Source organism: Pseudonocardia alaniniphila (genome assembly GCF_022524485.1).
Lineage (GTDB): Bacteria > Actinomycetota > Actinomycetes > Mycobacteriales > Pseudonocardiaceae > Pseudonocardia > Pseudonocardia alaniniphila.
The window spans coordinates 45,875-58,976 of sequence record NZ_JAKXMK010000043.1; the positions used below are offsets into that span (position 1 = coordinate 45,875).

At 71.3% G+C, this 13,102-nt stretch carries 16 protein-coding genes; 8 read left to right on the forward strand and 8 right to left on the reverse strand.

The genetic code is table 11. The annotated features are described in order from the left end of the window. Nucleotides 1–166 precede the first annotated feature (166 nt). From MMF94_RS37610 to MMF94_RS37620, 3 genes are read left to right on the forward strand one after another with little or no spacing between them, the layout of a single operon-like run. Nucleotides 167–544 carry an ArsR/SmtB family transcription factor gene (locus MMF94_RS37610; RefSeq protein ID WP_241042291.1) on the forward strand — a complete coding sequence of 126 codons (378 nt, stop codon included), beginning with the start codon at nucleotides 167–169 and terminating at the stop codon, nucleotides 542–544. After that, the gene (locus MMF94_RS37615) at nucleotides 541–1,257 is read left to right on the forward strand and encodes a cation diffusion facilitator family transporter (RefSeq protein WP_241042249.1); all 717 of its coding nucleotides are present in this window, start codon (nucleotides 541–543) and stop codon (nucleotides 1,255–1,257) included. Before MMF94_RS37610 ends, MMF94_RS37615 begins: the two co-directional genes overlap by 4 nt. Beyond that, complete coding sequence (locus MMF94_RS37620; RefSeq protein WP_241042250.1) at nucleotides 1,254–1,907, forward strand: methyltransferase family protein; 654 nt, start codon at nucleotides 1,254–1,256, stop codon at nucleotides 1,905–1,907. Before MMF94_RS37615 ends, MMF94_RS37620 begins: the two co-directional genes overlap by 4 nt. A 29-nt stretch (nucleotides 1,908–1,936) precedes the next feature. Here the strand turns inward: MMF94_RS37620 and MMF94_RS37625 are convergent, their stop codons facing one another. Both MMF94_RS37625 and MMF94_RS37630 read right to left on the reverse strand, forming a co-directional pair. Then, nucleotides 1,937–2,320 (reverse strand): VOC family protein, encoded by a 384-nt coding sequence (locus MMF94_RS37625; RefSeq protein WP_241042251.1) that lies wholly within the window; start codon nucleotides 2,318–2,320, stop codon nucleotides 1,937–1,939. 302 nt (nucleotides 2,321–2,622) lie between these two features. Then, nucleotides 2,623–2,877: a helix-turn-helix domain-containing protein gene (locus MMF94_RS37630; RefSeq protein WP_241042252.1), complete on the reverse strand. Its 255-nt coding sequence runs from the start codon at nucleotides 2,875–2,877 to the stop codon at nucleotides 2,623–2,625. 201 nt (nucleotides 2,878–3,078) lie between these two features. Here MMF94_RS37630 and MMF94_RS37635 point away from each other — a divergent pair, with 201 nt between their 5' ends. From MMF94_RS37635 to MMF94_RS37645, 3 genes are all read left to right on the forward strand, one after another. Beyond that, nucleotides 3,079–4,119, forward strand: coding sequence for an MBL fold metallo-hydrolase (locus MMF94_RS37635; RefSeq protein ID WP_241042253.1), 1,041 nt, complete (start codon nucleotides 3,079–3,081; stop codon nucleotides 4,117–4,119). A gap of 65 nt (nucleotides 4,120–4,184) precedes the next feature. Further along, nucleotides 4,185–5,099, forward strand: coding sequence for a right-handed parallel beta-helix repeat-containing protein (locus tag MMF94_RS37640; protein ID WP_241042254.1), 915 nt, complete (start codon nucleotides 4,185–4,187; stop codon nucleotides 5,097–5,099). Between the two features lie 213 nt (nucleotides 5,100–5,312). Then, the gene (locus MMF94_RS37645) at nucleotides 5,313–5,801 is read left to right on the forward strand and encodes a DUF3145 domain-containing protein (protein ID WP_241042255.1); all 489 of its coding nucleotides are present in this window, start codon (nucleotides 5,313–5,315) and stop codon (nucleotides 5,799–5,801) included. 48 nt (nucleotides 5,802–5,849) lie between these two features. Here MMF94_RS37645 and MMF94_RS37650 read toward each other — a convergent pair whose 3' ends face one another. The 5 genes from MMF94_RS37650 to MMF94_RS37670 all read right to left on the reverse strand — a co-directional run bounded on the left by MMF94_RS37650 (nucleotide 5,850) and on the right by MMF94_RS37670 (nucleotide 10,745). Next, complete coding sequence (locus MMF94_RS37650) at nucleotides 5,850–7,103, reverse strand: beta-ketoacyl-[acyl-carrier-protein] synthase family protein (RefSeq protein WP_241042256.1); 1,254 nt, start codon at nucleotides 7,101–7,103, stop codon at nucleotides 5,850–5,852. 34 nt (nucleotides 7,104–7,137) lie between these two features. Next, nucleotides 7,138–7,380: an acyl carrier protein gene (locus tag MMF94_RS37655; protein ID WP_241042257.1), complete on the reverse strand. Its 243-nt coding sequence runs from the start codon at nucleotides 7,378–7,380 to the stop codon at nucleotides 7,138–7,140. 44 nt (nucleotides 7,381–7,424) lie between these two features. Next, on the reverse strand, nucleotides 7,425–8,411 hold the full coding sequence (locus MMF94_RS37660) for a beta-ketoacyl-ACP synthase III (RefSeq protein ID WP_241042258.1): 987 nt from the start codon (nucleotides 8,409–8,411) through the stop codon (nucleotides 7,425–7,427). After that, entirely contained in the window at nucleotides 8,408–9,340 is a 933-nt protein-coding gene (locus MMF94_RS37665) for an ACP S-malonyltransferase (protein ID WP_241042259.1), read from the reverse strand. Before MMF94_RS37665 ends, MMF94_RS37660 begins: the two co-directional genes overlap by 4 nt. 151 nt (nucleotides 9,341–9,491) lie before the next feature. Beyond that, nucleotides 9,492–10,745: a PucR family transcriptional regulator gene (locus MMF94_RS37670; RefSeq protein ID WP_241042260.1), complete on the reverse strand. Its 1,254-nt coding sequence runs from the start codon at nucleotides 10,743–10,745 to the stop codon at nucleotides 9,492–9,494. An 80-nt stretch (nucleotides 10,746–10,825) separates the two neighbouring features. Between MMF94_RS37670 and MMF94_RS37675 the strand changes: the two genes are divergently transcribed. Together MMF94_RS37675 and MMF94_RS37680 are read left to right on the forward strand one after the other, a co-directional pair. Then, on the forward strand, nucleotides 10,826–11,569 hold the full coding sequence (locus MMF94_RS37675) for a pirin family protein (protein WP_241042261.1): 744 nt from the start codon (nucleotides 10,826–10,828) through the stop codon (nucleotides 11,567–11,569). Nucleotides 11,570–11,717: 148 nt separating this feature from the next. Then, the gene (locus MMF94_RS37680; protein WP_241042262.1) at nucleotides 11,718–12,428 is read left to right on the forward strand and encodes a TetR/AcrR family transcriptional regulator; all 711 of its coding nucleotides are present in this window, start codon (nucleotides 11,718–11,720) and stop codon (nucleotides 12,426–12,428) included. A 356-nt stretch (nucleotides 12,429–12,784) separates the two neighbouring features. On the opposite strand, the gene MMF94_RS37685 is transcribed toward MMF94_RS37680, so the two are convergent. Further along, the gene (locus MMF94_RS37685) at nucleotides 12,785–12,991 is read right to left on the reverse strand and encodes a cold-shock protein (protein ID WP_075941971.1); all 207 of its coding nucleotides are present in this window, start codon (nucleotides 12,989–12,991) and stop codon (nucleotides 12,785–12,787) included. Nucleotides 12,992–13,102 lie beyond the last annotated feature (111 nt).

The window sequence follows — 13,102 nt, forward strand, 5'->3', positions numbered from 1 at the left end:
AACAAGCACCACTAAGTCCTGTTTGCGAAGGTTCTCCCTCGCGCGGGCCGGTACTTGCGTCCCCAGCGGGGATGCCCGGACGAGCGATGCCGCCTCGCGGCGGGCACCAGCTGTGCCCGCGGCCTTCCGATTGATCTCGAATCGGCGCTAGCATCGCCTTGTGGCGATGGATTGTTGTGGGCGGGATCTCGGGCCGGCGGTGGCGTTGTTCCGGTCCCTCGGCGATCCGACGCGGCTGGCGATCGTCCGGCGGCTGGCCGAGGGTGAGGCCCGGGTGGTGGACCTGACCCGGGCGTTGGGGTTGGCGCAGTCGACGGTGTCGAAGCACCTGGCCTGTTTGCGGGACTGCCGGCTGATCGACTATCGCGCCGAGGGGCGGCAGTCGTTCTACTCGCTGACCCGGCCCGAGTTGATCGACCTGTTGCGCAGCGCCGAGGCGTTGCTCGTCCAGACCGGAGAGGCGGTGGCGCTCTGCCCCGTCTACGGCGAACCCACCGGCATCTCGGAGATCGCGGTGGCGGATGCGGCCGAGGCGGCGTCGTGAGCGTCCCAGGGGTGACGTCCGTCCGGCGGGCCGTGCTGCACCGGCGGATCCGGTGGCTGGTCGCGGCGACGATCACCTACAACGTGATCGAGGCGGTCGTGGCGATCTCCGCCGGCACGGTCGCGGGCTCCATCGCGCTGATCGGGTTCGGGCTGGACTCGGTGATCGAGGTCAGCTCAGCCGCCGCGGTGGCCTGGCAGTTCGCCGGCCCCGACCCGCAGCGGCGGGAGAAGGTGGCGCTGCGGGTGATAGCGGGCTCGTTCTTCGCCCTCGCCGCCTACGTCTCGGTCGAGGCGGTGCGCAACCTGATCGGTGCCGAGCGGCCCGCGCACTCGCTGGTGGGCATCGTGCTGGTCGCGATCAGTGTGGTCGTCATGCCGTTCCTGTCCTGGGCCCAGCGCCGGGCCGGACGGGAGCTGGGCTCGGCCAGCGCGGTTGCGGACTCCAAGCAGACGCTGCTGTGCACCTACCTGTCCGCGGCGGTGCTGGTCGGGCTCGTGCTCAACTCCATGTTCGGCTGGTGGTGGGCCGACTCCGTGGTCGCTCTCGGCCTGGCCGTCGTCGCGGTCCGGGAAGGCCGCCAAGCCCTGCGCGGCGAGACCTGCTGCCCGCCCGTCCGCCTCGATGAACGCGATGACGATCCGGGCGGCGATGGCGACTGGCGATGCGCTCCGGGCTGCACCGACACCTGCTGCACGGGGGAGACCCGATGAGCCCGGCGGGCTGGGCCTGGGTGGCCTTGTTGCTCTACCTGGCCGGCCTGGTGCTCGCGTTCGGGGTCCGCTCCTGGCTGCAGATCCGCCGGACCGGCACGAGCGGATTCCGTGGCATCTCCGGCCGGCCAGGATCGCCGGCCTGGTGGGGTGGGGTGCTGTTCCCCATCGCGCTCCTCCTCGGGCTCGCGGCACCCGCGCTGGTGCTCGCAGGCATCACCGCGCCGGTGCTGCCCGCGCACCCCGCGCTCGCCGCCGCCGGGCTCGTCGTGGGCCTGGCCGGGCTGGTGGTGGTGCTGCTCGCCCAAGCCGCGATGGGCTCCTCCTGGCGGATCGGGGTCGACGACACCGAACGCACCGAGCTGATCAACAGCGGGCTGTTCCGCTCGATCCGCAACCCGACCTTCACCGGCATGGTCGCGGTCTGCGCAGGCGTCGCGCTCATGGCTCCCACCCTCGTCGCGGTCCTCGCCTTGGCCTGCCTCATCGGCGCGGCGCAGATCCAGGTGCGTGTCGTCGAGGAGCCTTACCTGCACCGCGTCCATGGCGATACCTACACCCGCTACGCGGCCAGGACCGGCCGGTTCGTGCCTGGCCTGGGGCGCATCCGGCCGGCCGGCGCGAAGGCTCCACTGGACACCGGTGCGTGACGAGCCGTGGACCTCGGAACGTGCTCGTGTCACGGGGCGCCGTGGTGCACCGCCTCGACGTTGTTGCCGTCGAGATCCCTGAGGAACACGCCGTAGTAGCCGGGGTGGTACTCCGGCCAGATCTTCGGCGCGTGCAGGATCTGGGCACCGGCCGCCACAGCGGTCTGGTGCACGTCGTCGACCGCGGCGCGGCTGGGAGCCGAGAAGGCGAGATGCACCTCCCGATCCGCCGCGGTGCCCGCGGGCCCGAGCCAGAACCGCGGCAGGCCGTCCGGTCCGCACAGCCCGACCACGGACTGCCCGTCGCGGTCGAACCGCATCGCCTCGCGGACGCCCACAGGCGCGAAGACCCGCAGGTAGAACGCCGCCGCGGCATTGACGTCGGTGACCTGGATCGAGACGTGGTCGAGCAACGGGGCCTCCCGGGAGTGAGCACGTGGAGGGCCACGGTAGCGACGGCCACCGACGAGAACCGAGATCCCGCGACCGTGCAGTCAGCCCGCGTGTGCGCTCCTCGGCTCCGCTGGGCGCACCAGCTCGCGCCACTGCACCGTGCTGCCCCGGCAGCGCCTCGCGGGCGCACCGGCATGGGAGCCGTCGGACGCCGAACACGCCCCACCAGGTGGCGACTGCCCGTGGTGCGGGTCGTGCGCAGAGAACCGGGCTCCGCGTCCTGCCCCGTGCCGTTCGGTACGCGGCGTGTTCCGACCGGACCTCAGTTCGCCCTGGCGGCGGCGGTGTGGGCGTCGACGGCGTCACGCCCGGCCTCGTAGCGCGCCGCGCGGATGAGCTCCTCCACAGCCGCCCGTTGCACACGGAACGACCGGCCGAAACGCACCGCCGGTAGCTCGCCGCTGTGTACGAGCCGGTACACGGTCATCTTCGACACCCGCATGCGCTGGGCGATCTCGGCCACGGTGAGGAACGGCGCCCCCATCAGATCTGGGTGTCGCATTCCGTCAGCAGCCATCGTGCGCATCCTCCTTCGTGACCCCCGAACGGGGGCTGTTGATCGCAATGAGATGGACACTAACGGACGGTTGCAACACTTTCGGGTACGTCGAGGTTCACTGAAGAGTGGTCTTGAAAAAAGTGGGCGCTCTCACCGGGGGTACGTGGCCGGCCGGGCAGCGTCGCGCACCGTGACGCCAAGACGCCTATCGTCGCGGGCGTGATCCCCGACGATGAACCGGACGGTGACTGGACCGCTCCGGGAGTGTTCCGCTGCGCCCCCGGTGTCTACCGCATCCCGTTGCCGCTCCCGAACGACGGGCTCCGGGCCGTCAATATCTATGCAGTGGCGGACGGCGACGGGTGGACGCTCATCGACTCGGGATGGGCGCTGGCCCGCGCGGACGATCTTCTGCGGAGCGCGCTCGCCCGGCTGGACTCCGGGCTGGGCGATGTGCGCCGGTTCCTGGTCACCCACGTCCACCGTGACCACTACACCCAGGCCGTCGTGCTGCGGCGGGAGTTCGGCATGCGGGTGGCGCTGGGGCGCGGGGAGCAGCCCGCGCTCGAGGTGATCAACGGGCCGGATCGGCGAGGCCCGGCCCACCTGGGGCGATTGCGGCGCGCCGGCGGCCAGGCTCTGCTCCCGAGGATCGCGGCACAAGGGGAGGCGCCGCACGACAGCACGGTGTGGGAGTTCCCCGACGACTGGATCGAGGACGGCGCGGAGTTCGTGCTGGACGCCGCCGCGGGCGGGGAACGGGTGCTGCAGGCGCTCGCGACGCCGGGGCACACGCAGGGGCACGTGGTCTTCGCGGACCACGGTGGCGGTCTGCTCTTCTCCGGCGACCACGTGCTGCCGCGTATCACGCCCTCGATCGGGTTCGAGGCGGTGACCTCGCCCCGCCCGCTGGCCGACTTCATCGCCTCGCTCGAGCTCGTACGGGCACGTCCGGATGCGGCGATGCTTCCGGCGCACGGTCCGGTCGGCATGCGCGTGCACGAGCGCGTCGACGAACTGCTCGCCCACCACGCCAAGCGACTCGACGCGACCCTCAGTGCCGTACAGGCCGGACGCTCCACGGCGTACGAGGTGGCGGAGGCGCTGCCCTGGACCCGCCGTGACCGGCGCCTGGACGAGCTCGACCCGTTCAACGCCATGCTCGCGACGCTGGAGACCTCGGTCCATCTCGATCTGCTGGCTGAGCGCGGTCTTGTGACAGCCGGCGAGGAGAACGGCATCGCTCACTACACAACGTGATAACAATTCACTCTTTGTAGAACCCGGCGGGGACAGCGAAATGCGTCGGTCGTACGCTTCGCGCCGTGCAGGGGTTGGGTGGGCAGGGTCGGGTTCTCGTGCGTGCGGGGCTCGCCCTCGCGGCGTGCGTGCTCGCCGTGTCCGCCGTGATCGTGGCCACCGAGGGAGGCACCTTCCCCGGTGGTCCCGGCCCCAGCGTCACCCTCGCCCCGACGGCTGCCGTCGGGTGCGATGCGGCCGGCCCCTACAACCCGCCGGAGCGGGGCAGCGTGGGTCTTCCCGCCGGGATCGGCGAGCTCTGTTCCGGCGGTTCGATCACGTTGTCCGTCGCCGGTGCGGTGCTGGACGGATGGGACGTGCGCGGCGGGATCGTGGTGGACGCCCCTGACGTGGTGGTGCGTCGCAGCCGTGTGACCGGGGACGGTGCCACTCCCTACGGGATCGTCACCACGGCGGCGGGCTCGGTGCGAATCGAGGACGTGACGCTTACCGGCGACTTCCCCGAGGCGGCAATAGGCGGCGACCGGTGGAGCGGTGAACGGATCGAAATCGTCGGTGTAACGCATGATGGCGCCCGGCTCGGCGAAGGGGCGCGGCTCCGCAATAGCAACGTGCACGACTTCGCGCCGACACCGGGTGGCGATGCTCACGCGCTGGTGCTCCGGGGAACGGGCAGCAATGTCCTCGTCGAGGACAACAGGATCGAGCTCGGTGATGGCCCCGGGCGGGCGAGTGCGGTGCTGCTGGCGCCCGACAAGGCGGGTCGGCGTGCCGACGGCCCCGTGGTGATCAGGGGAAACGTCCTCGGTGGCGGTCGATACACGGTGCAGCAGGATTCGCCCTCCGCGGTGATGACCGATGTGGTCATCACCGGGAATCGATTCCGCCGTGGGGCCGGGGACATTCCCCTTCGGGTGTCACGCCGAGCGGTTCTGGAGGACAACATGTACCTCGATGGTGGGCCTCTTCCGCAGCGATGAGTTACCGCACGGGGGTAATTCGATAGCGCAGCGTCACGGATCTGTCGCTCGTCGCACGACACGCCCACCCGTCGCGGCGTGCTGGCCGTGTCGTCGCAGGTTCGTGCAGACTGATCACCACAACAAAACCGGGAACGATCCGGTTGCATGAGCGGGCTGCCACGGCGTGAGGACGTAGGGGAAGACGATCCTCGTCGACGTTGGAGGTCTGCAGTGAACGCACGCGGCGTGGTCTTCGTCCACTCGTCGCCGACTGCGGTTTGTCCGCACGTCGAGTGGGCGATATCAGGCGTGCTCGGGACAAAAGTGTCCCTGCAGTGGGCTACCCAACCGGCGGTGCCCGGTCAGATGCGGGCGGAATGCAGCTGGACGGGTCCGGCCGGCTCCGGTGGCGCGATTGCGGGCGCATTGCGTGCCTGGCCGATGCTTCGGTTCGAGGTGACCGAGGAGCCCAGTTTCGGCGTGGACGGCGAACGGTTCTGTCATGTTCCTACGCTCGGTCTGTGGTCCGGGCGGACGAGCGCCAACGGCGACATCGTGGTGGCGGAGGACCGGCTGCGGGCCCTCCTCGCCGAGGTGCCGGCGAGCCAGCTGCCCACCCGGATGCACGACCTCCTCGGCTCGGCGTGGGACGACGCCCTGGAGCCGTTCCGGTTCGCCGGTGACGGCGCCCCGGTCACCTGGCTGCACCAGGTGGGGTGAGGCGGGAGAAGAGCGTTGCCGTCGCCTCTGGCGGGGCAACGCTCTCGCTCACGCTCCGGTGAAGACGACGGCGGCGTTGTGGCCGCCGAACCCGAACGAGTCGCACACGGCCGCTTCGAGGTCGACCTTGCGCGGCTCACCCGCCACGACGTCGAGCTCGACGCCCGGGTCGAGATTCTCGAGGTTCAGCGTCGCCGGGATCACGCCCTCTTTGACCGAGAGCAGCGTGATGATGCTCTCCACGGCCCCGGCTGCACCCACCATGTGACCCAGCGCGGACTTCGGTGCGGTGAGCACCGGGTGGTCGCCCAGGGCCTTGCGCACCGCGCGCGTCTCACCCACGTCGCCGGCCACTGTGGACGTGGCGTGGCAGTTGACGTGGCCGACGTCGATCGCCTCCAGCCCGGCGTCGCGCACCGCCTTGGCGATGGCCCGCGACTGCCCGATGCCCTCCGGCTCGGGACCGGTGATGTGGTAGGCGTCGGAGGTGAGCCCGGCACCGGCGAGCCTGCCGTGCACCGTGGCTCCGCGCGCCGCCGCGAAGTCGGCACGTTCGAGCACCATGATCCCGGCGCCCTCACCGAGCACGAACCCGTCGCGGTCGACGTCGAACGGACGGGAGGCCCGCTCCGGCTCGTCGTTGCGTTGCGAGAGCGTGCGCGCCTGCACGAAGCCGGCCACGGTGATGCCGGTGATGCAGGCCTCCGCACCGCCGGCGATGACCACGTCGACCTCGCCCCCACGCAGCAGCCGCAGCGCCCACGCGAGTGCCTCCGCACCGGAGGCGCACGCCGAGACGGGAGCGTGGACGCCGCCCTGCGCGCCGTACTCGATGCCGATCCAGGCCGCGGGGCCGTTCGGCATCAGCATCGGCACGGTGAGCGGTGAGACCTTGCGCAGCCCGCTGTTCTCCAGCAGGTCGTCCTGGTCGAGCAGCGTGACCGCGCCGCCGATGCCGGTGGCGACCACGACGGCGAGCCGCTCGGGGTCGACCTGCATGTTGTCGCGATCACCGAGACCGGCCTGGGTCCACGCCTCCTTGGCCGCGACCAGCGCCACCTGCTCGCACCGGTCGAGCCTGCGCGCCTGGACGCGGGGGAGCACCTCGGTGGGTGCCACCGCCAGCGGCGCCGCGATCTTCACAGGCAGCTGGTGGCGCTCCACCCACTCGTGGTCGGCGTCGTCGATGCGCCGGACGCCCGACCGGCCGGCGAGCAGCGCCTCCCACGTCGACGCGACGTCACCGCCGAGCGGGGTCGTCGCACCGAGCCCGGTGACGACGACGTCGGGAGCTGTGCTCATGCTGCCTCCGCAGGAACGGCCGCGTACAGGTGCCTCACTGGTTCTTCGCGATGTAGTCCACCGCGTCGCCGACCGTCTTCAGCTCGGCCAGCTGGTCGTCGGGGATCTTCACGCCGAACTTGTCCTCGGCCTGCACCGCGATCTCGACCATCGACAGCGAGTCGATGTCGAGGTCGTCGACGAAGGACTTCTCGACGGTCACCTCGGCGGGGTCGATACCTGCGACCTCCTCGACGATCTCGGCGAAGCCGCTGAGGATCTCGGTGTTGTCAGCCACGGTGGTTCTCCTTCTGGTGGGAACTGGAGTCGTCGGATCGGAGGTCAGGGACAGACGACGACCTGGCCGGCGTAGGACAGGCCCGCGCCGAAGCCTACGAGGAGCACGGTGTCGCCCGAACGCAGCCGCCCGTCAGCGCGCATGTGGTCGAGCGCGAGAGGGATCGACGCCGACGAAGTATTGCCGGAGTGCCGGATGTCGTCGGCCACCACCATGTCATCGCGGGCGCCCTTGGCGCGCAGCCGCTTGGCCACGGCGTCGACGATGCGCAGGTTGGCCTGGTGCGGCACGAAGACGTCGATGTCGGCCGGGGTGAGCCCCGCGAGCTCGATCGCCCGTAGTGCCACCGGGGCGATCTTGGTGGTGGCCCACCGGAAGACGGCCTGGCCCTCCTGGGCGAGCGCGTTGTTGTCCGGCTTGATGTGGATCGTCTGGGACATGTCACCGGCGCTGCCCCATGCGAGCGGCCCGACGCCGACGGAGGCCTCGTCCGAGGCCGGTCCGAGGACGGCCGCGCCGGCCCCGTCGGCGAAGATGATCGCCGTCGAGCGGTCGGTCCAGTCGAGCCAGTCGGACAGCTTCTCCGCGCCGATCACGAGGACGTTGCGTGCGCTGCCCCCGCGCACGAGATCGGCCGCCGTGCCCATCCCGAAGCAGAACCCCGCACATGCGGCGTTGATGTCGAAGGCTCCCGGCGCGGGGATGCCGATGCGGTCGGCGGTCTGCGCGGCGGCGTTGGGGATCGGGGTGGGCATGGTGCAGGTGGCGACGATGACCGTGTCGATCTCGTTCGGCGTCAGCCCCGAGTCCTTGACGGCGCGGGCCCCGGCCTCTGCGGCCATGTCGACCAGCAGCGTGCCCTCTTCCGCGATGCGGCGGCTCTCGATGCCCACCCGCTCGCGGATCCACTGGTCGTTGGTGTCCATCCGCTGGGCCAGGTCGTCGTTGGTGACGACGTTGTCGGGCTGGACGCTGCCCAGTCCGAGGATCCGGGCGCCCGCCGTGGTGGATGCCAGTTTCAGCTTCGTCACTTTTCTGCCCCCGCGTGCTCGGTGATCAGGTCGACGGCCGCCTGGAGGTCGTCCGGAGTCTTGAGGGCCACGGTCGCGGTGCCCTTGAGGTCGCGCTTGACCAGCCCGACGAGCGCGCCCGCCGGCGGCAGCTCGATCACGGCGGTGACACCCAGCTCCTGCAAGGTGGCCATGCAGGAATCCCAGCGCACCGGCCGCGTGACCTGGGCGACCAGCCTACGCAGTGCCTCTGCCCCGTCGGAGAGGAGCGTGCCGTCGGCGTTGGACAGCAGGGGGCGGGTGGGGTCGGCGGGGGAGACCTCGGCCGCGTGGGAGCGCATCGTCTCCTCGGCAGGCGCCATGAACCGGGTGTGGAAGGCCCCGGCCACGGCCAGGGGCTTCACACGGGCCCGCTCCGGCGGGTTCTCGGCGAGCGCCGCCAACGCCGCCACGGGGCCGGCCGCGACGATCTGCCCCGCGCCGTTGCGGTTGGCCGGGTCGAGGCCGAGCTCGTCGAGCCGGGCGAGCACGTCGTCGGGTTTCCCACCGAGCACCGCGCTCATGCCCGTGGGCTCGAGCGCGCAGGCGGCGGCCATGGCGCGCCCACGCACGGCGGCGAGCGCGACGGCGGCGTCCGCGGTGAGTACCCCGGCAACGGCGGCTGCGGCGAGCTCACCGACGGAATGACCCGCGGCGGGCGCGGCGGCGGGCAGCTCCGCGCGCCCGCCGAGCCGGGCGGCGGCGAGCAGCGCAGCGGCGACGACCAGCGGCTGGGTGACGGCCGTGTCCTTGATCTCCTCGGCGTCGGCGTCCGTGCCGAGATGGCCGAGGTCGAGGCCGGTGGTGGCGGACCATCTGGCGAGCGTCTCCGCTGCCGTCGGATCATCCAGCCAGGGGGCGAGCATGCCAGGAGTCTGGGACCCCTGACCAGGTGCGAGCAACGCGATCACGAGAACCAGGGAACACCGGCGGCGGACGCCGCGGGGATACCGGCACGCACCAACTCCGGCCCCGGGATTTGGAGGTTTCCTCCAACGCAGCTCCGGTCACTCGTCGGGTAAGTCACTGCCCATTCCCTTTGTGTTGTAGGCGTTGCGCACCTCACGCCGAAGCCCCCGGATCTCGCCCGAGGGTCAGCCTCGCCGCGATGACGGCGGTGCGCAGTACCAGCGCATCGCGCGGGTCGAACGGGCTGCGGCCGGTGAGGTCGCAGATGCGGCGCAGCCGGTAGCGCACGGTGTTGGGATGCACGAAGAGCGTTCTCGCGCAGGCCTCGAGCGCCCCGCCGCCCTCCAGGTACGTGGCGAGCGTGTGCAGGAGCTCGCCGCCCGCCGTCTCGAGCGGGATGACGATCGACTCCACCAGCCTGCGGTGGGCCGCCGTGTCGCCTCGCAGCGCGCGCTCGGGCAGCAGGTCGTCGGCGGCGACCGGCCGCGGGGCATCGGGCCATCCCGGCGCGGCACGCAGCGCGGAGAGCGCGTCGCGGGCACTGCAATGGGCCGTGGCGAGCTCGCCGGCCACCGGGCCGACCACCACCGCGCCCGCTCCGAAGGCGTCGACGAGGCCGCCGATGTCCTCGCCGGTGTCGCTCCCCGGTCCGCTCCCGGCGGGGGGCTCGGACAGCAGCAGGATCAACCTGCTGCCCTGCACCCCCACCAGCACCGAGCGGCCCGCCCTGGCTGCCTGACGGCGCAGCTCGCCGAGGCGCTCGGCGGCCGTGTCGGGGGCCGGGCTGCCGGCCACCACCCGCACCGCCACGTCCGGGTCCCAGCCCAGCGTGGAGGCCCGGGAGACGAGCGCGTCGTCGGCCCCGCCGTCGGCATCCGGGCCGCGCACCACGGCGTCCACGACGAGGGCCTCGAGCCGGGCGTCCCACGCGCCGCGGGTCTCGGCCGCGCCCGCGTACACCGTTGCCGCGGCGAAGGCGATGTCGCGGCCGAAGCGCAGGACCCCCTCGACGAGGGCGTGCCGTTCGTCCTCGTCGGCGGCGAGCGGCGGGAGGTGCCGCTCGAAGACGTCGGTGGCGATGCGGACGAGGTCGACGGTCTGGCGCAGGCTCAGCCGCCGGGCGAGGTCTCGCGGGGCGATGCGGAAGGCCTCCGCGGTGAGCCGGATCGACTGCCCCCGCTCGCCGAGCCAGGCGACGAAGTTGGCCACGCCGGTCTGGGTGACCAACAGCACCGCCGAGCGCTGCTCGGCCGGCAGCCGGGCGAACCACGGCTGGTGTTCCTCCATCGCTACCAGGCACGCTAGCGCGAGGTCACCGGCAGCGAGTTCGAGTTTGCGCAGCGTGGCCGGGGAGACGGCGGCCGATCCGGACCGCGCCGCCTCCGTGCTCGCTCCGCCGCGTGCCACGCTCGGCAGCATCGCACGCCGGTAGGAACACCGTGGGACCGACGGGCGTTGGCGCAGACGTTCCGCTACAGGAGGCTCGGATGGGCAGGCCCCTCGCCCCGTCGGTGGAGGTGCGGCGGGCAGGTGACCGGATGCGCACCCGGACCGCGTGGCTCGACTCACGCCACAGCTTCTCCTACGGCGCCCACTACGACCCGGCCAACACGCACTTCGGCCTGCTGATGGCCAACAACGAGGACGTGCTGGCACCCGGCAGCGGTTTCGAGCCACATCCGCACCGGGACATGGAGATCGTCACGTGGGTGCTCGAGGGCGCGCTCCGGCACGAGGACGACACCGGGCACTGCGCGGTGATCCGGCCGGGCACGGCGCAGCGGATGAGCGCAGGATCCGGGGTCGTCCACTCCGAGCGCAACGCCGAGGGATCCCGTGAGGTGCACCTCGTGCAGATGTGGGTGCTTCCGGGCTCGTCGGCGGGCCCGCCCGGGTACGAACAGCTCGACATCGGCTCCGCGCTCGAGACGGGAGAGCTGCTCGTCGTGGCGTCGGGGATGCGGAAGCACGCGCAGGACCGCGCGGTCTCCCTCCGGCAGGAACACGCGGCGCTGTACGCGGCCCGCCTGCCCCCGGGTGTCATGGTGATGGTGCCGGGAGCACCACTCGTGCACGTGTTCGTGACACGCGGAGTGGTCCAGTTGGAAGCAGCAGGCGAACTCTCGGCTGGGGACGCCGCGCGTATTACTGTCGGTGACGGGCAACATATTGTGGCTGGTCCGGGAGGGGCAGAGGTGCTCCTATGGGAGATGCGCAGGGGCTTGGGGTGACTGTCCGTATCACTTTGCCGGTGCCGCGCACGGTTGTTCGACGCCCGTTCGGCGACGGTCCATTGCCGTGGCCAGACGTTCTCACAAGCATTAAGGATGTCCTCAGCTTCACCGACGTCGGATCGAGCACCCGGAGGAGGGTGACCGGATGACCGTTGGCAACGGCAGCCCGCGGCAGCGCTATCGAGACCAGGTGCGCGCCGAGATCAAGCAGGCCGCACTGGCCCAGATGTGCATCGGCGGGCCCGCAGCGCTCAGTCTCAACGCCGTTGCGAAGGAGCTGGGTGTCACCGGCCCTGCTCTCTACAAATACTTCCGCAGCCGGGACGACCTGCTGACCGAACTGGTCTTCGACTGCTACGCCGACGCGGCGGCCGCGGTGCACGCCGAGGCGGAGCGCGTCACGGGCCTGCCCGCGCGGGAGCGTCTGCACCGCCTGGCCGAGGCCTACCGGCAGTGGGCCGTTGCCGCGCCGCACCTGTACCAGCTGCTCACGGTGATGCCCCGGCCCACGCTCGATTCCCCTCCGGAGACGATCGATCGGGCCAAGGCCGTGCTCGGCCCGTTCCTCCCCGCGCTCGGTGAGGGACAGGCCTGGCCCGCCGCCACGGAGCTCAGGAAACAGGTGCAGGGCTGGGTCGACGGAAACGAGCCGGTGGCCGACTGGGTGCGGGCGTACGCGCCCGGAGCAGACCCCTACACGGCGCTCACCGGGGCACTCATCGTGTGGGTGCGCCTGCACGGCGTGGTGAACCTGGAGGTCCAGGGCAAGTTCGTCGGCATGGGCCACCAGGCTTCCACGCTGCTGAGCGTGGAGATGGACTCGCTGGCCGACCTCATGGGGCTCCCCGCGTCCTGACCCTGCGTACGCGCCTTCTACGGCGCGGACGCATAACCGCACCCGGTCGTGTGACCGCGTGGGCAGACCGCTACCGTCTGATACACAACGGCACGCGCGATATCGGATCGTGACCCCCGTCCGGGGGAACACGGGCAGTCGCGTGCCCACGGAAGGCGCACATGGCGCCGGAAGTGGGGTGGGCCGAGATGCCGTGAACCCGATCGAGGGCGAGGCGATCCGCCGCAGGCCGTGCGATGGCCAGCGGATGTCGGTCAACGCCTCCGGTCCGATGGCGTGCTGTGGGCCGGAGCGCGAAGGGTGGGGCGCAGGAGCGCCGCGGGAGCTACCGGATGATCTGATCCGGCAACTCGGTCTCAGCCGAGCGGAGTGACCTTGGTTGCCTGCGGACCCTTCTGGCCCTGCTCGATGTCGAACGACACCCGCTGGCCCTCGTCGAGGCTCTTGTAACCGTTGGTCTGGATCGCTGAGTAGTGCACGAACACGTCCGCGCCACCACCGTCAGGAGCGAGGAAGCCGTAGCCCTTCTCGCTGTTGAACCACTTGACGGTGCCCTCTGCCATTCTTGCTCTCCTCGTACCTGGTGCTGGGGCACTCGCCCCCAGCATCGCGCCGCCTGGCCGCTACGGTCCGCGCCCGGGTCGGGACGCCGTTCCCGATCACGCGGGCTCGGC